Origin of the sequence: Streptomyces sp. NPDC091280, from assembly GCF_044768565.1 — a bacterium.
In the GTDB taxonomy this organism is placed as follows: domain Bacteria; phylum Actinomycetota; class Actinomycetes; order Streptomycetales; family Streptomycetaceae; genus Streptomyces.
In genome coordinates this window covers 220,117-242,338 of the sequence record NZ_JBIVUZ010000010.1, presented here as the reverse complement: position 1 = coordinate 242,338, position 22,222 = coordinate 220,117, and the positions used below count along the sequence as shown (strand labels likewise).

Here is a 22,222-nt window from a genome sequence, read left to right as displayed (position 1 = left end):
GAAGTTACGAACCGGACTTGCGTTTGTTCCACACGTCGAAGCCGACCGCGGCCAGCAGGGCCAGGCCCTTGATGACCTTCTGCCAGTCGGTGCCGACACTGAGGAGGTTCATGCCGTTGTTCAGCACGCCGAGGACGAGACCGCCGATGATGGCGCCGAAGACGGTGCCGACACCGCCGCTCATGGACGCGCCACCGATGAACGAGGAGGCGATGGCCTCCAGTTCGTAGCCGTCGCCCGCTTTCGGCGAGGCCGCGTTGAGGCGGGCGGTGATCACCAGACCCGCCAGGGCCGCGAGCACGCCCATGTTCAGGAACACCTGGAAGGTGACGCGCTTGTCCTTGACGCCGGACAGCTTCGCGGCCGGCAGATTGCCGCCGATCGCGTAGATGTGGCGGCCGAAGACGGAGTTGCGCATCACATAGCCGTAACCGGCGACCAGGGCGGCGAGCACGATCAGGATGATCGGCGCGCCGTTGTAGCTGGCGAGCAGCAGGGTCAGCCAGGCGATGGCGGCGACGATGACGACGAGCTTGAGTAGGAACAGCTTCGTCGGTGCCACGTCGAGCGAGAACTCCTGCTGGCGGCGCCGGTCGCGGAACTCCTGCCACACCACCGCGGCGATCATCACGATGCCCAACAGCAGCGTGATGTTGTGGTAGTTGGTGTTCGGGCCGACCTCGGGCAGGAAGCCGTTGCCGAACTTCTGGAGACCGCCGGGGAAGGGGCCGAGCGTCTGACCCTGGAGGAGGATCTCGGTGAGGCCGCGGAAGAGCAGCATCCCGGCGAGCGTGACGATGAACGACGGTATGCCCGCGTAGGCGATCAGCAGCCCCTGGATCGAGCCGGCCACCGCGCCCATCAGCAGGCACAGCACCAACGCCAGTGGCCACGACACCTGGTGATTGACCATCAGGACCGCCGCGAACGCGCCCACGAACGCCGTGAGTGAGCCGACCGACAGGTCGATGTGCCCGGCGATGATGACCAGCATCATGCCGATCGCGAGGATCAGGATGTAGCTGTTCTGGAGCACCAGGTTGGAGACGTTGCGCGGCAGCAGCAGGTCCCCGCCGGTCCAGATCTCGAACAGGACCATGATCAGACCGAGGGCGATCAGCATCCCGTACTGCCGCATGTTGCGCCGCAGGCCGTCCAGCACCAGCCACAACAGGCTGCCGCCCGCGGCCGATCCGCTCTTGCCCGGTGGCGCGGGGGCCGGGCTCTTGGCGGTCACGTCCGTGCTCATCGCGTTACCTCTTTGTCCTTCGTCATCTGGCGCATCAGCACTTCCTGCGTGGCCTCGGCCCGGGGCACCTCACCGGTCAGCCGGCCCGCCGCCATCGTGTAGATGCGGTCGCACATGCCGAGCAGCTCCGGCAGTTCGGAGGAGATGAAGACCACCGCCTTGCCCTCGGCGGCGAGTTGGTCGATGACCGTGTAGATCTCGTACTTGGCGCCCACGTCGATACCGCGGGTGGGCTCGTCCAGGATCAGCACCTCGGGACCCGCGAAGATCCACTTGCTGAGGACGACCTTCTGCTGGTTGCCGCCGGACAGCTTGCCCACCGGCTCGAAGACGGTCGGCGCCTTGATGTTCATGGAGGTGCGGAACCGCTCGGCGACCTGCCGCTCCTCGTGCTCGTCCACCACACCGCGCTTGGCGACCTTGCTCAGGGCGGTCAGCGAGATGTTCCGGTTGATCGTGTCGATGAGGTTCAGGCCGTAGTGCTTACGGTCCTCGGTGACATAGGCGATGCCGTGCTGGACCGCCTCCGCGACCGACTTGGTGCGGATCTCCTGGCCGTCCTTGAGGACCGTGCCGCCCGCGTAACGGCCGTAGGAGCGGCCGAAGACGCTCATCGCGAGTTCGGTGCGGCCGGCGCCCATGAGTCCGGCGATGCCGACGATCTCGCCCCGGCGCACACTGATCGACACGTCGTCGACCACCTTGCGCTGCTGGTCGATCGGGTGGAACACCGTCCAGTCCCGGATCTCCAGCGCGGGCGCCGCCTCGGGCTCGCCCGCGTACGGGGTGCGCTCGGGGAAGCGGTGGTCGAGGTCGCGGCCGACCATGCCGGAGATGATCCGCTCCTCGGTGGTCTCCGGCGCCTTCACGTCGAGCGTCTCGATCGAGCGGCCGTCGCGCAGGATCGTCACCGAGTCGGCGACCCTGCGGATCTCGTTCAGCTTGTGCGAGATGATGATCGAGGTGATGCCCTGCTTCTTCAACTCCAGGATGAGATCGAGGAGTTTGCCGCTGTCCTCGTCGTTCAGCGCCGCCGTCGGCTCGTCCAGGATGAGCAGCTTCACCTTCTTCGACAGCGCCTTCGCGATCTCCACCAGCTGCTGCTTGCCCACGCCGATGTCCGCGACGCGGGTCTCGGGGTGGTCGCTCAGGCCCACCCGGCGCAGCAGTTCGGTGCCGTGCCGCAGGGTCTCGCTCCAGTTGATGAGCCCGCGCGTGGCGTGCTCGTTGCCGAGGAAGATGTTCTCCGCGATCGACAGGAACGGCACCAGTGCCAGTTCCTGGTGGATGATGACGATGCCGTGCTGCTCGCTGGCCCGGATGTCACGGAAGTGGCACTCCTCCCCTTCGAAGAGGATGTCGCCCTCGTAACTGCCGTGCGGATGGACGCCGGAGAGCACCTTCATCAAGGTGGACTTCCCGGCGCCGTTCTCACCGCAGATGGCATGGACCTCGCCCTGACGGACCGTCAGAGTGACGTCCGAGAGCGCTTTGACACCGGGAAAGGTCTTGACGATCGAGCGCATTTCCAGGACGGGTCCCGCCATGGTCGTGCCTTCCAATCAGGTGTGGGGTCGGGTGACGGGCCGCGGGACTACTTGAGTTGCGCGTCCGTGTAGTACCCGCCCTTGACCAGCACGTCCTCGTAGTTGGACTTGTCCACGCTCACCGGCTGGAGCAGGTAGGCCGGGACGACCTTGGTGCCGTTGTCGTAGGTCTTGGTGTCGTTGGTCTGCGGCGTCTTGCCGTTGAGCACGTCGTCGATCATCGTGTCGGCGACCTTGGCGAGTTCGCGGGTGTCCTTGTAGACGGTCTGCGTCTGCTCGCCCGCGATGATCGACTTCACCGACGCCAACTCGGCGTCCTGGCCGGTGATCACCGGCAGCGGCTTGCTCGCGGAGCCGTAGCCGTCCGACTTCAGCGCGGACAGGATGCCGATGGAGATGCCGTCGTAGGGCGAGAGCACCGCGTCGACCCGGCCGGTCTTGTACGAGCCGGTGAGGATGTCCTCCATGCGGTTCTGCGCGGTGGTGCCGTCCCAGCGCAGCGTGGTGACCTTGTTGAGCGCGGTCTGCCCGGACTTGACGACCAGTTCCTTCTTGTCGATGTACGGCTGGAGCACGCTCATCGCGCCGTTGAAGAAGTACTTGGTGTTGTTGTCGTCGTTCGAGCCGGCGAACAGCTCGATGTTGAACGGGCCCTTCTTGCCGCTGTTGAGTCCCAGCTTCTCGATCAGGTACGTGCCCTGGAGCACGCCGACCTTCGTGTTGTCGAAGGAGGCGTAGTAGTCGACGTTCTTCGTGCCGAGGATCAGCCGGTCGTAGGCGATGACCGGGATCTTCGCGTCGGCCGCCTCCTGGAGCACGTTGTTCAGGGACTTGTTGTCGATCGCCGCGATGATCAGGCCCTTGACGCCCTGGGTGATCATGTTCTCGATCTGGGAGACCTGGGTGTCCGGGTCGTCCTCGCCGTAGACCAGCTTGGTCTTGTAGCCCTTGGACTTGAGGTCCTTGACCATGTTGTCGCCGTCGGAGATCCAGCGCGCGGACGACTTCGTCGGCATCGCGATGCCGATCGTGCCGCCCTTGGCGCTGCCCGCCTTCTCCTTGCTGCCGCCCGAGCCGCTCTGGCCGCACGCGGACAGGGTCAGCGCGAGGGTGGCGGCGCCGGCTATGACGGGGAGGGCGCTTCTGCGGATGCGCATGTGAACTGGCCTCATTCTTCTCGTCGTTGAGAGGTGCAGAGAGTGCGTGGGGGGTGGTTCAGGACGCGGGTGGTGCGGTTGAGTTGTGTGGTGCGGGCTGGGCGGGGCCGCAATGTGACGCAGCCCCGCGCCCCTGGACACCGGGCCGGTGTCGGCAGGTGCGTGACCGGCCCCCACCGGCCCGCGGCCCCGATGGTCAGTCGGTGGCGTCCCCGACGGGGAAGCGGTTCAAGGACCCCGGCAACCTGGAGCCCAGCGGAGCCATGTCGCCGTCGGCGCCGTGCCTCGCCAGCAGGTCGAGGGCGAGCCGGCCCCGGCGGACCCGCTCGCGTGCCGTGTCGAGGGTGACGTCACGCAGGTGGGTGCCCCACGGGTAGATGCCGGGGGCCTTGGACAGGCCGAACTTCAGGTACAGCGGCGCGCCGCGCCGGATCAGTTCGGCGACCTCGTACATCCGGATGTAGCCGCCGAGGTCGTCCGGCGCCTCGATGTACATGTCCATCGGGGCCGCCGACACCCGCCGGATCTCGGTGAGGTGATCCAGCGTCAGATCGCTGGGCACGTTCAGCGAGTCCGCGCCCAGCTGCTCGTAGACCGCGTACGCGGCCGGGTTGACCGGCCCGATCAGCGCGGAGACCTTGAGCGTGGTGTCGGCCGGGATGATCCCGGCGACCCGCGCCCGGTGCAGTGTCCACAGCACGCCCTCGTCGGCGACGAGCAGGCACTTGACGCCCAACTCCGTTGCCCGGACGGCGTCTTCGACGCAACCGGCGACCGCGTCGTGGCCCCGGGCGCGCAGCCCGCCGCCGCGCGAGTCCGAGCGGACCGAGCCGCCGATGTCCCAGGTCCCGCGCGGACCGGTGAACAGGCAGAGCTCGATGTCGCGTTCGGCGGTGGCCTCGACCATCTCGGTGATCTCGGCGTCGGTCAGCATCCACACACCGCTGCCCTGGCTGATCCGGTGGATCGGGACGTCGAGGCGCGAGGACTCCTTGAGGATGACCGCCAGCGCCTCGGGACCCTCGCAGGAGGGGATCTCGGTGCGCCAGCGACCGCCGCCGGGGAAGGTGTGCGGCGAGGCGTCGGCGGGGTCGAGTGCGGGCGCGCCCAGGCCGAGCGCGGAGAGCGCCTGCTCCCCGGGCCTGCGTGCTGCCGTGGCGGTGTCGGTCACTGGCTGTCCTTCGTGTTCGGTATTTCGGACGCGGTTCGCGGCTCGCGGTACGGAAAAACGTTGGTGGTACGCCGGCACGGGGTGGTCAGGACACCCCGTGCCGACGTACGGCTGGGGGTTTTCTACGGCCGCAGCAGCACCTTGCCGACCTTGGGATCGCCGGACCCCACCAGCTCGATGGCCTGCGGGAACTCGGCGAGCGGCAGCTCATGGGTGACCAGGGCGAGCGGATCCAGCAGACCCGCCCCGAACACCCGCACGGTGTGCGCCCAGGCGTCCGGCGGTGCCCCGAAGACGGTGTGCACCTCCAGCTGCCGTACGACGAGATCGGTCGGGTCCAGGCCCTCCGCGCCCGGCGCCGGGATGCCGGTCAGGACCAGACGGCCACCGCGCCGCAGCAGGGCGGCGGCCGTACGGGCCGCGTCCGCCGAACCGGCGGTCTCGATCACCACGTCGAAGTCGTCCGGGAGCGCTTCGTCCTTGGTGCGGAAGTCCGTGGCGCCGAACTGCCGGGACAGGGCCGCGCGGTCCGGACGGGAGCCCACCACCAGCAGTTCGGAGGGGGAGTTCGCCTTCAGGAACTGGATCGCGAGCATGCCGAGGGTTCCGGTGCCGACGACGGCGACCCGCTCACCCGGCCGGGCGTTCGCCTTCAGCGCCGCCGCCGCGATGCAGGCCGCCGGCTCCAGCAGCGCCGCCGCCGTCAGGTCGGCCTCGTCCGGGAGGACATGGAGCAGCCGGGCGGGGAGCGTGAGCGTGGTGGCCATGGCGCCGGGCTGGGTGAAGCCCGTCTCCTCGTAGCCCGCCGTGCACAGCGTCGTCTCGCCCGCGTGACAGCGGTCGCACACCTGGCAGTTGCGGAAGCCCTCGCCGACCACCTTGCGGCCGACCAGACTCGACGGCACCCCGGAACCGACCGCCTCCACCGTGCCGGACCACTCGTGGCCCGGCGTCAGCGGGTAACGGACGTATCCCTCGGGCCTGTTGCCCTGGTACACCTCGCGGTCGCTGCCGCAGATGCCGACCGCGTGGACGCGCACCAGCGCCTCGCCCGCGTCCGGCTGCCGCAACTCGTGCGAGACCAGGCTGTGTTCGCCCGGCCCCGCCACGACGACCGCCGTGTGCACCGCCGGGGGCGCCGTGCTCACTGCTGGGTGCCCTTCGGCTTGCGCTGCTCCCAGCCGTCCGCCCACAGGTCGAACCGCGCCTGCTGCTGCGGGAATTCGGCCGCCGCGTCGACGTCCAGCTCGACGCCGAGACCGGGCGCGTCGGAGCGGTGGAAGTAGCCGTCGATCACCTGCGGGGCACCCTTGACGACCTTCTTGATCTCCGCGTCCGCGAAGTCGTTGAAGTGCTCCAGGATCTTGAAGTTCGGCGTGGAGAAGCCGACTTGGAGCGAGGCGGCGGTCAGCACCGGCCCGCCCACGTTGTGCGGGGCGACCAGGACGTAGTGCGCCTCGGCGGTCGCGGCGAGCTTGCGGGTCTCCCAGATGCCGCCGATGTGACCGACGTCGGGCTGGATGATGTCGACGGCCTGGCTCTCGAACAGCTCGCGGAACTCGACGCGGTCGTGGATGCGTTCACCCGTGGCGATGGGCATGTCCACCTTCGCGGCGACCTTCTCCAGCGCCTTCAGGTTCTCCGGCGGGCACGGCTCCTCCAGCCACGCGGGCTTGAAGGGCGCGAGTTCGCGCGCGAGCCGCACGGCGGTGGACGGCGAGAAGCGGCCGTGCATCTCCAGCATCAGCTCGGCGTCCGGGCCGATCGCGTCCCGTACGGCCTCGATGAGGGAGACGGCGTACAGGGTCTGCTCGTGGTCGAGCTCGAAGTGCCCGGTGCCGAAGGGGTCGATCTTCAGCGCCTTGTAGCCGCGCTCCATGACCCCCTGGGCCGCCTTGTGGTACGCCTCCGGCGTCCGCTCGGTGGTGTACCAGCCGTTGGCGTACGCCTTCACCTTGTCGGTGACCTTGCCGCCGAGCAGCTGCCACACCGGCACGCCGAGGGCCTTGCCCTTGATGTCCCAGCAGGCCATCTCGATGACGGCGATGCCGGACATGACGATTTCGCCCGCGCGGCCGTAGTCGCCGTACTTCATCCGGCGTACGAGGTCTTCCAGGGCGAACGGATCGGAACCGAGGATGTGGTTTGCCTCGGCCTCGCGCAGGTAACCGATGAGCGCGTCGGTGTGGCCCAGCATCCGGGTCTCGCCGACGCCGGTGACGCCTTCGTCGGTGTGCACTTGGACGTACGTCAGATTGCGCCATGGCGTTCCGACCACGTGCGTGCTGATTCCCGTGATGCGCACGGCAGATGCTCCCTGTACTCTTCGGTGCTGTTCGAAATTTCGGCTCACGTTCGAAATGCTGGGCAGACAGTAAGGACGGTGAGGGTGGAGTGTCAATGGGTCGAACGCGTAACGGTTTCGGCAAGGGTTTCGATCGCCGGTCGGACCGGCCGTGCGGTTCCTTGCACAACTTTCACAGCCGTGACTATGAACGTTACCTGCGGGGAACTTAGTCTTCCCGCGTCATGAACTACTGCCACCCCTGCGGACGGCACCTGAACGGCGCCCTCGCGTGCCCGGGGTGCGGCGCGTCGACCCAACTGCCCGTCGAGTCGTATCCCGCTCCGACTCCCGCCCCCGCGGCCGGAGTCGACGCGCGTCCGCCGACGGACGGCGTGGCGGAGCCGGGCGGGCCCGGCGGCGCGGCCGACGAGGGGGCCGAGGGTGACGCCGGGGGCCCGGACACGCCGGGTGCGAGCCGTCGCGATCGCAAGGCCGCGGCCCATCGCCGGCGGCGGCGCCGGGTACTGCTCGTCACGGCCGGATTCGTCCTCGCGGCCGGTGGACTGAGCCTGGCCGAACTGGGCGCGGACGCGCCGTTCGCGTCCTCGAAGCCCGCCGCGCCGGGAGCGGCCTCGGCGGAGGGAGCCGCGTCCTCGGAGGCGAGCGGCACGGCCGAACCCCTGGGTGACACGAAGACCGCGGGCACGGGTACGGCGTCTGCGGACGCGTCGCCCTCCGGGTCGGCCTCGCCCTCGCCCTCGGGGTCCGCGTCGGCCACGAGCAGTCCCGGCGCCGGGTCGATCGTGCCCACCACGCGGGCGGGCGGCGGTGTCACGTCTCCCGTCTCGACGTCCAGCGCCGATCCGACGGCCACTCCGACCGCCGATCCCTCGTCCTCGGACCCGAGTCCGACCCCGTCGCCATCGGAAACCTGCAAGCAGTTCCTGTGGTGGTGTTCCTGAGCCGTCCGGGGCGGGCGCCGAGTGGGCGCGCCCGGGTCAGACCTCCAGCATCCGCCGCAGCAGGCCCCTGAGCGCCGACCGCTCGTCGTCGGACAGCCCCGCCAGCGGCTCCCTGGCGAACCGCAGTGATTCCCGCAGGCTACGGGCCACCCGGCGCCCCTCGTCCGTCGTCGCGGCCAGCTTCACGCGCCGGTCGGCCGGATCGGGGCGGCGCTCCACCAGGCCGCGCGCCTCCAGCCGGTCCACGATCCCGGTGACGTTCGACGGCTCGCACTTCAGCTTCTGCGCCAGCTTGCGCATCGGCAGCGGCTCCAGGGACAGCAGGCTCAGCAGCCGCGCCTGCGCGCCGGTCAGCGAGTGGTCGCCCGCCGCGGCCTCGTAGTCCTCGTAGAACCGCGCCACGACATCGCCGATCAGCTCGACGACCTCCAGGGTCACGGGGTCGGCGCGGCGTGCCGGGTCGGGACGCGTCTTCTCGGGTGTGGACATGCGCTCCAGCGTACCCCGTTACTTGACATCATGAAATATTCAGAGGCATGGTTGTTTCAGGTACTGAAGTATTTGCGGCTTCCCGAGCGGTGACACCCGGGAGACCCGCACGGAGACACGAAGAAAGGCGCTTGTGATGATCAATCGCGAATGGCACCTGCTCAGCCGCCCGGTCGGCTGGCCGAAGCCCGAGGACTTCGCCCTGGTGGAGACCGAGACCCGGACCCCGGGCGAGGGCCAGGTGCTGGTGCGGAACAAGTTCCTCTCCGTCGACCCGTACATGCGCGGCCGGATGAGCGCCGCCAAGTCGTACGTCGCTCCCTTCGAGCTCGGCAAGGTCATGCAGGGCGGCGCGGTCGGCGAGGTCGTCGAGTCCAACGCCGAGGGCATCGCCGTCGGCGACCACCTCCTGCACTTCGGCGGCTGGCGCGAGTACGCCACCATCGACACCAAGGGCACCGTCAAGGTCGACCCCGACCTCGCCCCGCTCTCCACCTACCTCGGCGTCCTCGGCATGACCGGCCTCACCGCCTACGCCGGGCTGCTGCGCACCGCCTCCTTCAAGGCGGGCGACTCCGTGTTCGTCTCCGGTGCCGCCGGTGCCGTGGGCAGCCAGGTCGGGCAGATCGCCAAGCTCAAGGGCGCGTCGCGGGTCATCGGCTCCGCCGGGTCCGACGAGAAGGTCAAGCTGCTCGTCGAGGAGTACGGCTTCGACGCCGCCTTCAACTACAAGAACGGACCGGTGAGCCGGCAGCTGCGCGAGGCCGCTCCGGACGGCGTGGACGTCTACTTCGACAATGTCGGGGGCGACCACCTGGAGGCCGCGATCGGTTCGCTCAACGAGCGTGGCCGCATCGCCATCTGCGGCATGATCTCGGTCTACAACAGCACCGAGCCGACTCCCGGCCCCAAGAACCTGGGACGGTTGATCCAGACCCGCGGGCGCATCGAGGGATTCCTCGTCGGCGACCACTACGACCTCCAGCCGGAGTTCGTCCGCGAGGTCGGCGCGTGGGTGGCTTCCGGAGAGCTGAAGTACCGCGAGACCGTCGTCGAGGGGATCGAGAACAACCTGGAGGCGTTCCTCGGACAGCTGCGCGGGGACAACACCGGGAAGATGATCGTCAAGCTGTGAGCCGGGGGCCCTCGCCGTGGGTGAGGGCCCGCGCCGCGGATTCAGCCGGCCAGGGCCGCCCGGTGGGCGGCCTCGACGAACCGCAGGTTCTCCGGGGCGGCGCCGCCCGGGAGCGCGAAGCGACGCCGGGTGTAGCCGTAGGCCAGGCCGGTGCGGGGGTCGGCGAAGGCCTGGGAGCCGGCGGCCCCGCTGTGGCCGATCGTGCCGGCGCCCAGGAACGGGTACCAGGTGCTCGCCGTGGCCTGGAAGCCCAGGCCGTACGCGCGATGGGTGCCGGTGACCAGGTCGTGGCCGACGGAGTGCAACTGGCCGAACTCGGCCGCCGTGTCCGGCTTCAGGAGCGGGGCCCGGTCCCCGAACTCGCTGATCGCCGCCGCGTAGAGACCGGCGAGACCGCGTGCCGAGGCCACTGCGCCCACCGACGCGGGACCCTTGGCCCGGATGACTCTCTCGTTGGGCAGCAAGGCCAGCTCGGTCGGCTGGGCCGCGTGTTCGTTGAAGGCGATGCCCGCGAGACTGTGGCGGCTGTCCGGCTCCGGGGAGCGCGGGGCCGACCCGTCGGCGGGGGAGGGGAGCCGCGTGGAGCGGAAGCGCGGTTCCTGCGCGGCGGGCAGACCCAGGAAGAGGTCCAGGCCATAGGGGGCGCGGACCCTCTCCTCGTACACGTCCTGGAGTGAACGGCCCGTCGCCCGCCGTACGATCTCGCCCGTCAACGCGCCGATGACCAGGGCGTGATAGCCGAAGGCCGTGCCGGGGCGCCAGAACGGGCGCTGGTCGGCGAGGCGTTCGGCCACCGCGCGGTCGTCGGCCAGCTCTTCGAGGGTGAAGCCCGTGTCCGTGCCGACCAGACCCGCCCGGTGTGCCAGCAGCTCGCGCAGCGTCAGCGCGCCCTTGCCCTCGGAGGCGAACTCCGGCCAGTAGTAGGTGACTTTGCGGTCCAGCTCCAGCGTGCCGTCCTGCACGAGCAGCGCCACCACCAGATGGGCGGCGCCCTTGGTGGACGAGAACACGCCGTAGAGGGAGTCGGCGGCGGTGCCGGGTCCCGCCCAGAGGTCGACCACCCGCCGGCCGTGTACATACGCGCACAACTGGCCCTCGTAGTCCGCGCGTTCCGTCGACACGAACGCGGCGAACTCCTCCCGGACCGTCTCGAAGCCGTCGGCTACGGTGCCGTGGATCTCCTGGGTCATCCGCTCTCCTCAACTGATCCGCTGCTCGCGTGTGCCATGGTGAACAACGCCTGTCCGACCTGCGGGAGTTCCCCCTCGGACCTCCTCCTGGTTCCAGAGATCGGTACGGCGAGCGGCCCCCGTTCGACTCAACGGGAGAGGGAAGGTGTTGGTGTCGTCGATGCCCGGATGTCGCATTCAGGAGGGTGCGGAACGGGCATGCTGAGAGCAGGCACCGGGCGGCGGGCGCGTGGAGAGGGGTTCCCATGGCGACCATTCCTTCGCTTCCGAGCAGGGACGAGGTCCTGCGCATGGCGCGCAGCACCACCGACATCACCGGGCAACTCCTCGACACGGCCCAGAACATCACCCGGATCGCGATCAACACCCTTGATCCACGCGACGGTTCGGGCGCCGAGGCGCTCCGGGTGCTGCGCGAGACCACCGCCGGACTGGCCGAGGCGAGCGCGTCGCCCCAGGCCCAGGAGGCGTTCTACCGGATCGTCGACACGCTGACCCGGCTCGGCACGACCGGCGCGCCGCTGGCCGTGCATCCGGTCAGCCGGCCCGCGCAGGCGCTGCTGGGGGTGATCGGGGACAGCCTGCTGCCGGTCCTCGACGCGGTGGAACCCGCCGTCGAGGAGTTCGCCGCCGCCCTCGGGGACCTCGTCGAAGCGGCCTCACCGCTGCTGCCCGCCGCGGCGGGTGTGGCGGCCGGGGTGCTGCTCGCCCTCACCCCGCTGCTCCGCGCGGCGGCCGACGCCCTCGCCGAATCCTCGCCCGAACTGCGGCGCATCGCGGAGGCGTTGACGTCCGCGCTCGCTCCGCTGCTGCCCCCGCAGGTCGCCCTCGCCCAGCGGGCGGCGAGCGCCGGAACCCAGCTTCTGCGGGCGGGCCTGCCGCCGCTCGCCGACCTCACGGAGGCCGCGGCGGCGACCACGAAGGCGGCCGGACCGGTGCTGGTGGCGGGGGAGGAACTGGTCGTCGGCGCCCTGGAGCGGGTCCAGCCGGTCCTGCTGGCCGCGGCCTTCCGCGCGGGGCGGGCGGCCCGGTCCACCGCGGTGCGGGTGACCGCGGCGGTCTCGCCCGCGGCCGACCAAGGGGTCGTGGTCGCGGTGTCGGCGGCCCGGTAGCCGTGGCCGACGCCGACGCTGAGTAAAGTTCTCCCCATGCATGATCTTGGGGCGGGATTCGGCTATCTCCTGAAGGGCCAGCGCTGGGTGGCCCGGCACGGACGGCAGTACGGGTTCGGGCTCGTTCCCGGGCTGATCACGCTGGTCCTGTACCTCGCGGCCCTCGTCGCGCTCGCGCTCTGGGGCGAGGACTTCGTCGGCTGGGCGACCCCCTTCGCGGACGACTGGGCGAGCCCCTGGCAGGGGCTGTTCCGCTGGTTCCTCACGGCGGTCCTGTTCGTACTCGCCCTGCTGCTCTCGGTGTTGACCTTCACGGCGGTCACGCTGGTGATAGGCCAGCCCTTCTACGAGAACCTCTCCGAGAAGGTCGACCGGGACCTCTCGCCGGACGGCACCGCCCCCGAGTCGGGGCTCCCGCTCTGGCGCGAACTGTGGATCTCGGCCCGCGACAGCGTCCGCGTCCTGGTCCGCGCGCTGGTGTGGGGCGTGCTGCTCTTCGCCCTGGGCTTCCTGCCCTTCGTCGGGCAGACGGCCGTCCCGGTGATCGGCTTCTTCGTCACCGGGTTCTTCCTCACCGAGGAACTGACGGCCGTCGCCCTGCAACGCCGTGATGTCGACCTCCGCGCCCGCCTCACCCTCCTCCGCTCCCGCAAGACCCTGATCTGGGGCTTCGGCACCCCCCTCGGCCTCGCCTTCCTGGTCCCGTTCGTCGCCGTCTTCCTGATGCCGGGCGCGGTGGCCGGGGCGACGATGATGGCCAGGGACCTGCTGGGCGAGGACACCGAGGACACCGAGGAGGGTGGGGAGAGCGGCGCGGGCGGGGAAGTCGGCGAGCCGGGGTCAGCGGGTCGCTGACGCGTCCACGGCCGCCGTCACCATCGCCTTCACCTGCGCGATGATGTCCACCCGGTTCTGTACGAACCGGGGATCGGTGATCGTCCCGGTCGCCGGGTCCGTGTTCCCCGCGCCGAACTGGAGCACCGGCGTGTGGATGTGCCCGCCCGGCAGCGAGTCGTGCAGCCCGAGCCGGTCCCGCAGCAGGGTCGCGCGATAGGCGATCTCGTTGGACAGGTAGTTGCCGCCGCCACCGGCACGGGCCGTCGAGCCCGCGGTCGGTCCGTCCGGCCGTACGACGGAGGCCGTCTGGCCCGCCGGGATCTCGGTGACCTCGGTGTGGTCGTAGACCGGGAAACGCCCGGTGTCCGCGGCCACGATCGCCTTGTACGGCAGGGTCGTCGACGTCCACTGGGGCTGCGAGGCCGGGTCGGTGACCGGGACGGTCTCCGTGCGCGAGACGGTGTCGTTGTCCGGATAGCCGCCCCGCCAGGCCCCGTTGGTCCGCTCGACGTCGAAGCGGCCCACCCGGCCCTGGCTCACGGTGGTGAACAGATCCACCTTCGGGAGATACGGCCGCAGCGTGCGCTCCACGGTTCCTTCCGCGAAGTCGGCCCAGCGCACCGGGAACACGACGGTCTCGATCCGCGCCGGGCCCTGCGCCGTCCGGATCACCGTGCCGTCGAGCGCGAGCGCGGTCGCCCCGGACGGATTGGAGATCCTGATGTCCGCGTCCAGCGTGAACGGGTCGAAGCCCGTCACCAGGATCCGCTTGAGCCCCTTGTCGCGGGCCGGATAGCGGATACCGCTCTGCCCGCGTGACGTCTGCTCCAACTGGCTGAGCAGCACGGCCCGTTGACCGGCGCTGATGCCGAACTCCGGCGCCCAGGTCCGTACTTCCCTCGTCATGCCCAACCGCGCCCAGTACAGCGGCCGGTCGTCGTCCCGGCTGAGGTCCCCGCCGGCCGGCCCCCGCCCCTGCGCACGGTCGACCGCCCGCCGCCACAGCGCGGTTCCCTCGCGTACGACGATCCGGCGGGCCTGCGCGTAGCTGTGCGCCCCTTCGAGCGCGTGGCTGAACTCCGGTGCCACGGTGTCGAACCCGGAGTGTTCGAGGATCTCCTGCGGCACCGCCCGGTCGAGCCGCTGCTCCTCGACGGTCGGCGGGAGCGTGGTGTCGGCAGCCGCCGTACCGGGGGCGGAGAAGCCGGCCAGCAGCGCCAGCCCGAGGACGCCTGTCCGAACTCGTATGACATTCAAGGTGGTTGGGACCTTCCGTCGCAGTGGGGTGCGGTGCCGGACGGCCGCAGTATCGCGTGACGGGAGTGGTCTACGCCACGGGTGCGACGGCCGGGGACGGTCCGACACCCTGCCTCCTCGGGCGGGGCGGAGTGATCCCTTCCGGGGGATACTGCCGCTCATGACGGCAGTGAAGACCGCGCAGGCGGCGAATCTGGGCGTGCTCTTCGCCATCGAGCTCGGTGCCCTGGTCGCCGTTTCCTACTGGGGGTTCACCCGGGATCTCGCGACCCCGCTGATCTGGCTGCTCGGGCTCGGCGCGCCTGTCGTGCTCGCTGTGTCGTGGGGGCTGTGCGGTTCGCCCAAGGCCAGGTTCAAGACCCGTGGCGCCGGCCGGGTGGTGTTCGAGGCGGTGTGGTTCGGCGCCGGCGTCGTGGCGCTGGGCTTCGCCGGGGCCTACGACTGGGCCCTCGTCCTGGCTCTGGTGTGTGTGGTGAGCAAGGCGCTCGCCGTCATCTGGCGGCAGGTGTAGGGGAGTCGGGGGATGTCATCGCTCGCCCAGCAGCGTCACGAAGTCGCGGAACGCAGCCGGCATGTCCACCGACTCCGGGTCCAGTAGCCACTGGTACTGGAGGCCGTCCATCACCGCCACCAGCAGGGGGGCCGTGCGCTCGGGGGTGAGGCCGTTCGGCAGGGTGTCGCCGTATTCGGCGCGCAGTACGTCCGCCATGCCCGCCCGTACCCGGGCGTACCTCGCGGTGAAGTAGTCGCGGGCCGGGTGCCCCTCCGTGACGCTCTCGCCGAGCAGCGCGGAGAAGGTCTGGATGATCGCCGGCCGCATCGCGTTGTACTCGACCAGGGACGCCAGCAGGTCGATCGGCCAGCGGCTGTCCGGGATCGCGTCCCACCGGTCCCGTTCCTCCAGGACGGCCACGAGCAGCGCGTCCTTCGTGGGGAAGTGGTGCAGCAGGCCCTGCTGGGTCAGCCCGACCCGCTCCGCCACCGCCGCCAGGCTCGCGCCCCGGTAGCCCCGCTCGGCGATCACCTCCAGCGCCGCCCGCACGATCTCGGCGCGCCGCTCCGCACTCTTGGCCCTGGCGTTCATGGCGTCACCGTACGACATCCGCCCCTCGCGAAAATAACGGCAAGGTCACGATACCTACCGATCTACAGGTGAGCGATGCACGATGGAGGCGCAGCGCACAGGACGGACTCGACGAGGAGGCGCCGCGGTGGCGGAGACCCACGAAGCGCGTGCAGCGCGTGAAGCAGTCGTCGAGGCGGCCCTCGCCGCGCTCGATCTCGACGCCAAGACCCGGCTGCTGGCCGGCCAGGACATGTGGTCCCTGCCCGCGCTCCCGGAGATCGGGCTGACCTCCCTCGTCATGTCCGACGGTCCCATCGGCGTCCGGGGACGGCACTGGACCGCCGACGACCCCTCCGTCGCGCTGCCCTCCCCGACCGCGCTCGCCGCCGCCTGGGACCCCGCACTCGCCCACCGCGCCGGTGCGCTGCTCGCCCAGGAGGCCCGCCGCAAGGGCGTGCACGTGCTGCTCGCGCCCACGGTCAACCTGCACCGGTCCCCGCTCGGCGGCCGGCACTTCGAGGCCTACAGCGAGGACCCGTACCTCACCGGGCGGATCGGCGCCGGGTACGTGGCCGGTGTGCAGTCGGGGGGCGTCGGCACCACCGTCAAGCACTTCGTCGCCAACGACGCCGAGACCGAACGCTTCACCGTGAACAACCTGATCTCCCAACGCGCCCTGCGCGAGCTGTACTTGGCCCCCTTCGAAGCCATCGTCCAACAGGCCCGCCCCTGGGGCGTCATGACCGCCTACAACACGGTCAACGGCACGACGATGACCGAACACCGCCGCTTGGTGAACGACGTCCTGCGCGGCGAATGGGGGTTCGACGGCTTCAACGTCTCGGACTGGACCGCCGCCCGCTCCACCGTCGGCGCCGTCGAGGGCGGTCTCGACGTCGCCATGCCCGGACCGAAGACCGTGTACGGGAAGGCGCTCGCCCGCGCCGTGCGCGAGGGCGAGGTCACCGAGGCGCTCGTCGACTCCGCCGTACGGAACGTGCTGCGGCTCGCCGCCCGCGTCGGCGTCCTGGCCGGCGCCGAACCCGTCGTCGCGCGGGCCGAACTCCCGTCCCCCGTCGACGGAACGGCCCTCGCCCGCGAGATCGCCCGCCGCTCCTTCGTCCTCGTGCGCAACGAGGGCGCCGCCCTTCCGCTGAAGCCGCGGACGACCGTGGCGCTCAGCGGCGCCGCCGCCCGTGACGCCCGCGTCCTCGGCGGCGGTTCCGCCACCGTCTTCCCGGCCCGGACCGTCTCGCCGCTCGACGGGCTCACCGCCGCACTCCCCGAAGGCGCCCTGACCTACACCGTGGGCGCCGACCCGAACACCGAACTCGGCGTCGCCGACCAGGGGTTCACGCTGCGCGCGATCTGCCGGGACACGGCGGACCGGGTCCTCGCGACCGTGCCCGTACCCGACGGGCAGATCAAGTGGATGGGTTCGGACCTGCCCGAGGGCGTCACCCACGACACCCTGCACACCGTCGAACTCACCGGCACCTTCACCCCGCGCGCCACCGGCCCGCACACCTTCGGCATCACGGGCATCGGCGCGTTCACCCTCACCGTCGACGGCACGGCGTACTACGACGACGTCCAACGCCCGGTCGAGGACGACCCGTTCATCTCCTTCTTCGGCGCCCCCGAACCCCGGGCCGTGGTCGAACTCGCCGCGGACCGTCCGGTCGAGGTGTCGCTGCGCCACACCGTCGCCCAGCCCGTCGGCATCCCCCTGCGGGTCGTCGGCTTCACGCTCGCCCACCAGGTACCGCGGCGCGACCCCGACGAACTGATCGCCGAGGCCGTCGCGGCGGCCCGCGCCGCCGACACCGCCGTCGTCGTGGTCGCCACCACCGAGCGGGTCGAGTCGGAGGGCTACGACCGCACGGACCTCCGGCTGCCGGGACGCCAGGACGACCTGGTGCACGCCGTCGCCGCCGCCAATCCGAACACCGTCGTGATCGTCAACTCCGGCTCGCCGGTCGAACTGCCCTGGCGCGAGGAGGTCGCCGCCGTGCTGCTCGGCTGGTTCCCCGGCCAGGAGGCCGGTGCCGCCCTCGCCGACGTCCTCACCGGAACCCATGAACCCGGCGGCCGGCTCCCCACCACCTGGGGCTCCCTCGCCGCCGCCCCGGTCAGCCGAGTGCTCCCCGAGAACGGCGAACTCCCGTACACCGAGGGCGTGTTCATCGGCTACCGCGCCTGGGAGCGGGCGGGCCGTACACCGTCGTACCCCTTCGGACACGGTCTCGGCTACACCGACTGGACCTACGACGACATCAAGGCCGACAGCTCGTCCGTCACCGTGCGCGTCACCAACTCCGGCGCGCGGCACGGGCGTGAGGTCGTCCAGCTCTATCTGGCGCCGACCGCGCACGACCCGGAGCGTCCGGGCCGTTGGCTGGCCGGGTTCGCCGGGGCCGAGGCCGGGCCCGGCGAGAGCGTCGAGGTGCGGATCGAACTCCCGCGCCGATCTTTCGAGATCTGGGATGAGACGGCGAACAGGTGGGCAGTTGTAAAGGGTTCGTACGAGATCCAGGCGGGCCGCTCGATCGCGGACCGCAGGCTCGCCACGACGATTAACGTCTGACCCGGGAGCCGTCTCCCCACGGACAGCCCCGGTCCGGGACCTGACCCCTGGACCGGGGCTCATTACCTCCCCGCGCCGGCGACCCGGTCAGCGGGCCGAGAAGGCGTAGACCGTCTCCGAGCGGTAGGTCCCGCCGGGCCGCAGCACCGTGCTCGGGAACTCGGGGCGGTTCGGGGAGTCCGGGAAGTGCTGGGTCTCCAGGGCGATCCCGGCGCCCGGGGCGAACGGGTCGCTCAGATGGTCGGCGGTGTAGAGCTGGACGCCGGGCTCGGTCGTCGCGATCGTCAGCACCCGGCCGGACGCCGGGTCGTGCAGCTCGGCGATCTCCACCGGGGCGGGCGTCAGCCCCTTGTCGAGCGCGAAGTTGTGGTCGTAGCCGCCGCCGACCTTCCGGGACTCGCGGAAGTCGAAGCGGGTACCGGTGACGTCGTCGAGCGTGCCGGTCGGGATCAGGTCCGCGTCCACCGGCGTGAACCGCGAGGCGGCGAGCCGCAGTTCGTGCCCGGCCGCGCCGCCGGAGCCGCTCAGGTCGAAGTAGCTGTGGTTGGTGAGGTTCACGACGGTGGGCGCGTCCGTCGTCGCCTCGTAGGCGATGCGCAGCGCGCCCGACGCGTCCAGCGTGTACGTCACCGAGACGTCCAGCCGCCCCGGGAAGCCCTCCTCGCCGTCCTCGCTGACCCGGCTCAGCCGCACCCCGTGCCCGACCGGCTCGACGTCCCACACCCGCTTGTCGAAGCCGCGCTCGCCGCCGTGCAGGGAGTTCGGCCCGTTGTTCCGCGCCAGCGAGCAGATCACGCCCTCCAGCGCGAAACGGCCGCCCGCGATCCGGTTCGCGTACCGGCCGACCAGCGCGCCGAGATACGGCTCCGGGTGCGCGAGATAGCCGTCCAGGGCCGCGAACCCGAGCACCACGTCCGCCGCGCGCCCGGCCCGGTCCGGGACCTCCACCGACTGCACGATCCCGCCGTACGACAGCACCCGGACCCGTACGCCCGCCCGCTCCAGCGTCCAGCGGTGCACGGGGGTGCCGTCGGGAAGCGTGCCGAAAAGTTCGTTCATGAGGGAAACCCTAGGTCACGGGTTCGGGGGCGGTGATCCGCCGGTAGGCCATCGCCGCGAGCTTCGCCTGACCGTCCTTGCTCGGGTGGAACCAGTCCCAGTGGCTCAACTGGTCCGTGTCGAAGCGGTAGTCGTAGACCGCGTTGTCGTCGAACCGGCAGCGGACGTCCGTCGCGCACACCTGCTCCAGGACCTTGTTGTACGCCTCCACCCGGTCCTGCACGGCGTCGCGCCGCTCGGTGGCCGCCGAGTCCAGGGCGTCCGCGTCGGCCAGCATCGAGGGACAGATGCCCAGCTGCCACACCGCCCTGCCCAGCGGGTTGGTGCGCCCCTGCGACCAGAGCCGCTTGAGATTCGGCACGCTCGCGACGTAGACCTGCGTCTTCGGCAGGGCCCGGCGCAGGGACTTCAGCGAGGTCTCGAACCCGGTGCGGAAGTCGGCGACCGAGGTCATCGCCGAGGCCGAGGCCCGGCAGGCGTCGTTGGCGCCCATCATCACCGTGACCAACTGCGGTCCGTGGGCGACCGCCTGGGTGATCTGGGCGGGCAGGTCGGCCATCCGGGCGCCGGTCTCCGCGTAGTTCCAACTCCGCTCGGCCGCCCCGGTCCTGCCCAGCAGCCGGACCGCGAGACTGTCGACCGAGGACTCGGTGCCCGTCGCCCAGGACACCTCCGGGCAGTCCGACAGGACCGTACAGGCGTCGAAACCACGGGTGATGGAGTCGCCGACCGCCGCGACCGAGGACGGGCTGCGGTCCCACACCGGGGTCGGCGAGGGCTTCGCCTTCGTCGCCGTACCGCTTCTGCTGTGGGCGGCCGAGGACGCGCCCCCGCCCGAGTCGCAGCCGGCCGCGCCCAGCACGGCCGCTGTCACGAGGGCGAGCGCGGCCCGTGAACGACGACGTCGCATACGCATGTTGAGACCCATCCCCTCCATAACGGTCTCAACCCATAACAACGCGTCATGGTTCCCGCGGCCGCCCGATGCAACGACTCACCCCGTACAAGCGTCCCCATGGGTGAATGGCGGGGTTTCCTGGCACCTGGAGGGACGGTACGTCACACTCCGCGCGCCGCCGCACGGTAGCCTCGCCCTCAACGTGGCTGCCCCGCCACCGCCGTTTGCCAGTCAGCAAGATGCCCCGCTCTGTCCGGAGGTCCCGGTGACGACACGTGGAGTTCTGTACGTGCACTCCGCGCCGCGCGCGCTGTGCCCGCACGTCGAGTGGGCCGTCGCCGGGGTGCTCGGCACGCGCGTCAGCCTCGACTGGATCCGGCAGCCCGCGGCGCCCGGAACCTGGCGCTCCGAATTCTCCTGGCAGGCGGAGGCCGGCACCGCCTCCAAACTGGCGTCCGCGCTGCGCGGCTGGCACCTCCTGCGCTTCGAGGTCACCGCGGAGCCCTGCCCCACCGCCGAGGGCGAGCGCTACAGCTGCACCCCCGAACTCGGCATCTTCCACGCCGTCACCGGCATCCACGGCGACATCCTCATCCCGGAGGACCGCCTGCGCGCGGCCCTGACGAGGTCCCAGCAGGGCGAGACGGACCTGGAGGCCGACATCGCCAAGCTGCTCGGCAAGCCCTGGGACGACGAGCTGGAGCCGTTCAGGTACGCGGGCGAGGGCGCCCCGGTGCGCTGGCTGCACCAGGTGGTCTGAGTCCCGTCTGAGTCCCGTCCCAGCACACGGTCCCGTTCCAGTACGCGCCGAGGGCCCCCACCGACCGGTGGGGGCCCTCAGCGTCGTACGGGGAGTTCTCAGACCGTGCGGAACGCCAGCACCACGTTGTGCCCGCCGAAGCCGAACGAGTCGTTCAGCGCGGCGATACGGCCCTCGACCGGCAGCTTGCGGGCCTCGCCGCGGACCACGTCCGCGTTGGCCTCCGCCTCCGGGTCGAGGTTGTCGACGTTGATGGTCGGCGGGGCGATGCGGTGGTACAGCGCGAGGACGGTCGCGACCGACTCGACACCGCCCGCGCCGCCCAGCAGGTGACCGGTCATCGACTTGGTCGCCGAGACCGCCATGTGGTCGGCGTCGTCGCCGAACACCTTGCGCAGCGCCTTCAGTTCGGCCACGTCACCGGCCGGCGTCGAGGTCGCGTGCGCGTTCACGTGCACGATCTCCGCCGGGTCCAGGTCGGTGCTGCCGAGCAGGTGCTTCAGGGCCTGCGAGATACCGCGGCCCTCCGGCTCCGGCTGCACGATGTCGTGGCCGTCGGCGGAGATGCCCTGTCCGACCGCCTCGGCGTAGACACGGGCACCGCGTCGCTGCGCGTGCTCGGCGGACTCCAGGACCAGGACGCCCGCGCCCTCGCCGAGGACGAAGCCGTCACGCGCGGTGTCGTAGGGACGCGAGGCGCCCTGCGGGTCGTCGTTGTTCTTGGACATCGCCATCATGTTGCCGAACGCGGCGATGGGCAGGGGGTGGATGGCCGCCTCCGTGCCACCCGCGACGACGACGTCGGCGCGGCCGGTGCGGATCATCTCGATGGCGTAGCCGATGGCCTCGGCGCCGGACGCGCACGCGGAGACCGGCGTGTGCACACCCGCGCGGGCGCCCACGAGCAGACCCACGTTGGCGGACGGGCCGTTCGGCATCAGCATGGGGACGGTGTGCGGGGAGACGCGGCGGACGCCCTTCTCCTTGAGCACGTCGTACTGGTCGAGGAGGGTCGTCACACCGCCGATGCCGGAGGCGATGACGGTGCCCAGGCGGTCGGGGTCGACGGCCTCGTCCTCACCGGCCTTGTCGGTGAAGCCGGCGTCGGCCCACGCCTCCTTGGCCGCGATCAGCGCGAACTGCGCCGAGCGGTCGAGACGGCGGGCCTGCGGACGCGGGATCACCTCGGAGGGGTCCACGGCGGCCGGCGCGGCGATACGGACCGCCTGCTCGGCGGCCCACTCCTGGTCGAGGGCCCGCACGCCGGACTTGCCGGCGATCAGACCCTCCCAGGTCGAGGCTGCGTCGCCACCCAGCGGTGTGGTTGCGCCGATACCGGTGACGACCACGGTGCGATTGGTCGGGCTCACGGGAATTCTCTCTCCAACGGTACGAGGATTAAGCGGCGCCACCGCCGGGTGGCGGGGCCATGCAGCCGGGCCTAGGGGGTGGCTCGGGC

At 70.8% G+C, this 22,222-nt stretch carries 20 protein-coding genes; 6 read left to right on the top strand and 14 right to left on the bottom strand.

The genetic code is table 11. The features are described 5' to 3' along the window. Window positions 1-4: 4 nt before the first annotated feature. From mmsB to ACIQPR_RS29580, 8 genes are all read right to left on the bottom strand, one after another. Entirely contained in the window at window positions 5-1,249 is a 1,245-nt protein-coding gene (gene mmsB / locus ACIQPR_RS29615) for a multiple monosaccharide ABC transporter permease (RefSeq protein ID WP_403654440.1), read from the bottom strand. Further along, a complete protein-coding gene (mmsA, locus tag ACIQPR_RS29610; protein ID WP_403654438.1) occupies window positions 1,246-2,796 on the bottom strand; it encodes a multiple monosaccharide ABC transporter ATP-binding protein in 1,551 nt (516 codons plus the stop codon). The genes mmsB and mmsA overlap by 4 nt, the downstream gene beginning before the upstream one ends. Window positions 2,797-2,843: 47 nt before the next feature. Then, on the bottom strand, window positions 2,844-3,953 hold the full coding sequence (gene chvE, locus ACIQPR_RS29605) for a multiple monosaccharide ABC transporter substrate-binding protein (protein WP_403654436.1): 1,110 nt from the start codon (window positions 3,951-3,953) through the stop codon (window positions 2,844-2,846). A gap of 196 nt (window positions 3,954-4,149) precedes the next feature. Next, the gene (locus tag ACIQPR_RS29600) at window positions 4,150-5,124 is read right to left on the bottom strand and encodes a hypothetical protein (protein ID WP_403654434.1); all 975 of its coding nucleotides are present in this window, start codon (window positions 5,122-5,124) and stop codon (window positions 4,150-4,152) included. Window positions 5,125-5,246: 122 nt separating this feature from the next. Then, window positions 5,247-6,251, bottom strand: coding sequence for a zinc-binding dehydrogenase (locus tag ACIQPR_RS29595; protein WP_403654834.1), 1,005 nt, complete (start codon window positions 6,249-6,251; stop codon window positions 5,247-5,249). A 17-nt stretch (window positions 6,252-6,268) separates the two neighbouring features. Continuing rightward, window positions 6,269-7,429, bottom strand: a complete 1,161-nt coding sequence (locus tag ACIQPR_RS29590; protein ID WP_403654432.1) for a mandelate racemase/muconate lactonizing enzyme family protein — start codon at window positions 7,427-7,429, stop codon at window positions 6,269-6,271. 229 nt (window positions 7,430-7,658) lie between these two features. Further along, on the bottom strand, window positions 7,659-8,348 hold the full coding sequence (locus tag ACIQPR_RS29585) for a hypothetical protein (RefSeq protein WP_403654430.1): 690 nt from the start codon (window positions 8,346-8,348) through the stop codon (window positions 7,659-7,661). Window positions 8,349-8,409: 61 nt separating this feature from the next. Beyond that, entirely contained in the window at window positions 8,410-8,862 is a 453-nt protein-coding gene (locus ACIQPR_RS29580; RefSeq protein ID WP_403654428.1) for a MarR family winged helix-turn-helix transcriptional regulator, read from the bottom strand. Window positions 8,863-8,998: 136 nt separating this feature from the next. Here ACIQPR_RS29580 and ACIQPR_RS29575 point away from each other — a divergent pair, with 136 nt between their 5' ends. After that, window positions 8,999-9,997, top strand: coding sequence for an NADP-dependent oxidoreductase (locus tag ACIQPR_RS29575; RefSeq protein WP_403654426.1), 999 nt, complete (start codon window positions 8,999-9,001; stop codon window positions 9,995-9,997). 41 nt (window positions 9,998-10,038) lie between these two features. Here the strand turns inward: ACIQPR_RS29575 and ACIQPR_RS29570 are convergent, their stop codons facing one another. Then, window positions 10,039-11,187: a serine hydrolase domain-containing protein gene (locus ACIQPR_RS29570; RefSeq protein WP_403654424.1), complete on the bottom strand. Its 1,149-nt coding sequence runs from the start codon at window positions 11,185-11,187 to the stop codon at window positions 10,039-10,041. 245 nt (window positions 11,188-11,432) lie between these two features. On the opposite strand from ACIQPR_RS29570, the gene ACIQPR_RS29565 reads away from it, so the two are divergent. Both ACIQPR_RS29565 and ACIQPR_RS29560 read left to right on the top strand, forming a co-directional pair. After that, on the top strand, window positions 11,433-12,299 hold the full coding sequence (locus ACIQPR_RS29565; RefSeq protein WP_403654422.1) for a hypothetical protein: 867 nt from the start codon (window positions 11,433-11,435) through the stop codon (window positions 12,297-12,299). Between the two features lie 36 nt (window positions 12,300-12,335). After that, a complete protein-coding gene (locus ACIQPR_RS29560) occupies window positions 12,336-13,154 on the top strand; it encodes an EI24 domain-containing protein (RefSeq protein ID WP_403654420.1) in 819 nt (272 codons plus the stop codon). Here ACIQPR_RS29560 and ACIQPR_RS29555 read toward each other — a convergent pair. Then, window positions 13,140-14,393, bottom strand: a complete 1,254-nt coding sequence (locus ACIQPR_RS29555; RefSeq protein ID WP_403654418.1) for a pyroglutamyl peptidase — start codon at window positions 14,391-14,393, stop codon at window positions 13,140-13,142. The genes ACIQPR_RS29560 and ACIQPR_RS29555 overlap by 15 nt on opposite strands. A 160-nt stretch (window positions 14,394-14,553) precedes the next feature. On the opposite strand from ACIQPR_RS29555, the gene ACIQPR_RS29550 reads away from it, so the two are divergent. Further along, the gene (locus ACIQPR_RS29550; RefSeq protein WP_403654416.1) at window positions 14,554-14,904 is read left to right on the top strand and encodes a YrdB family protein; all 351 of its coding nucleotides are present in this window, start codon (window positions 14,554-14,556) and stop codon (window positions 14,902-14,904) included. A gap of 15 nt (window positions 14,905-14,919) precedes the next feature. On the opposite strand, the gene ACIQPR_RS29545 is transcribed toward ACIQPR_RS29550, so the two are convergent. Beyond that, window positions 14,920-15,495 carry a TetR/AcrR family transcriptional regulator gene (locus ACIQPR_RS29545; protein ID WP_403654414.1) on the bottom strand — a complete coding sequence of 192 codons (576 nt, stop codon included), beginning with the start codon at window positions 15,493-15,495 and terminating at the stop codon, window positions 14,920-14,922. A 64-nt stretch (window positions 15,496-15,559) separates the two neighbouring features. Between ACIQPR_RS29545 and ACIQPR_RS29540 the strand changes: the two genes are divergently transcribed. Then, a complete protein-coding gene (locus tag ACIQPR_RS29540; protein ID WP_403654412.1) occupies window positions 15,560-18,046 on the top strand; it encodes a glycoside hydrolase family 3 protein in 2,487 nt (828 codons plus the stop codon). An 87-nt stretch (window positions 18,047-18,133) separates the two neighbouring features. Here ACIQPR_RS29540 and ACIQPR_RS29535 read toward each other — a convergent pair whose 3' ends face one another. After that, window positions 18,134-19,105 (bottom strand): aldose epimerase family protein, encoded by a 972-nt coding sequence (locus ACIQPR_RS29535; protein WP_403654410.1) that lies wholly within the window; start codon window positions 19,103-19,105, stop codon window positions 18,134-18,136. Window positions 19,106-19,115: 10 nt separating this feature from the next. Then, window positions 19,116-20,021 (bottom strand): SGNH/GDSL hydrolase family protein, encoded by a 906-nt coding sequence (locus ACIQPR_RS29530; RefSeq protein WP_403654408.1) that lies wholly within the window; start codon window positions 20,019-20,021, stop codon window positions 19,116-19,118. A gap of 247 nt (window positions 20,022-20,268) precedes the next feature. Here ACIQPR_RS29530 and ACIQPR_RS29525 point away from each other — a divergent pair, with 247 nt between their 5' ends. Continuing rightward, on the top strand, window positions 20,269-20,763 hold the full coding sequence (locus ACIQPR_RS29525; protein WP_317880013.1) for a DUF3145 domain-containing protein: 495 nt from the start codon (window positions 20,269-20,271) through the stop codon (window positions 20,761-20,763). A gap of 98 nt (window positions 20,764-20,861) precedes the next feature. On the opposite strand, the gene fabF is transcribed toward ACIQPR_RS29525, so the two are convergent. After that, the gene (gene fabF / locus ACIQPR_RS29520) at window positions 20,862-22,133 is read right to left on the bottom strand and encodes a beta-ketoacyl-ACP synthase II (protein ID WP_403654406.1); all 1,272 of its coding nucleotides are present in this window, start codon (window positions 22,131-22,133) and stop codon (window positions 20,862-20,864) included. Window positions 22,134-22,222: the final 89 nt, after the last annotated feature.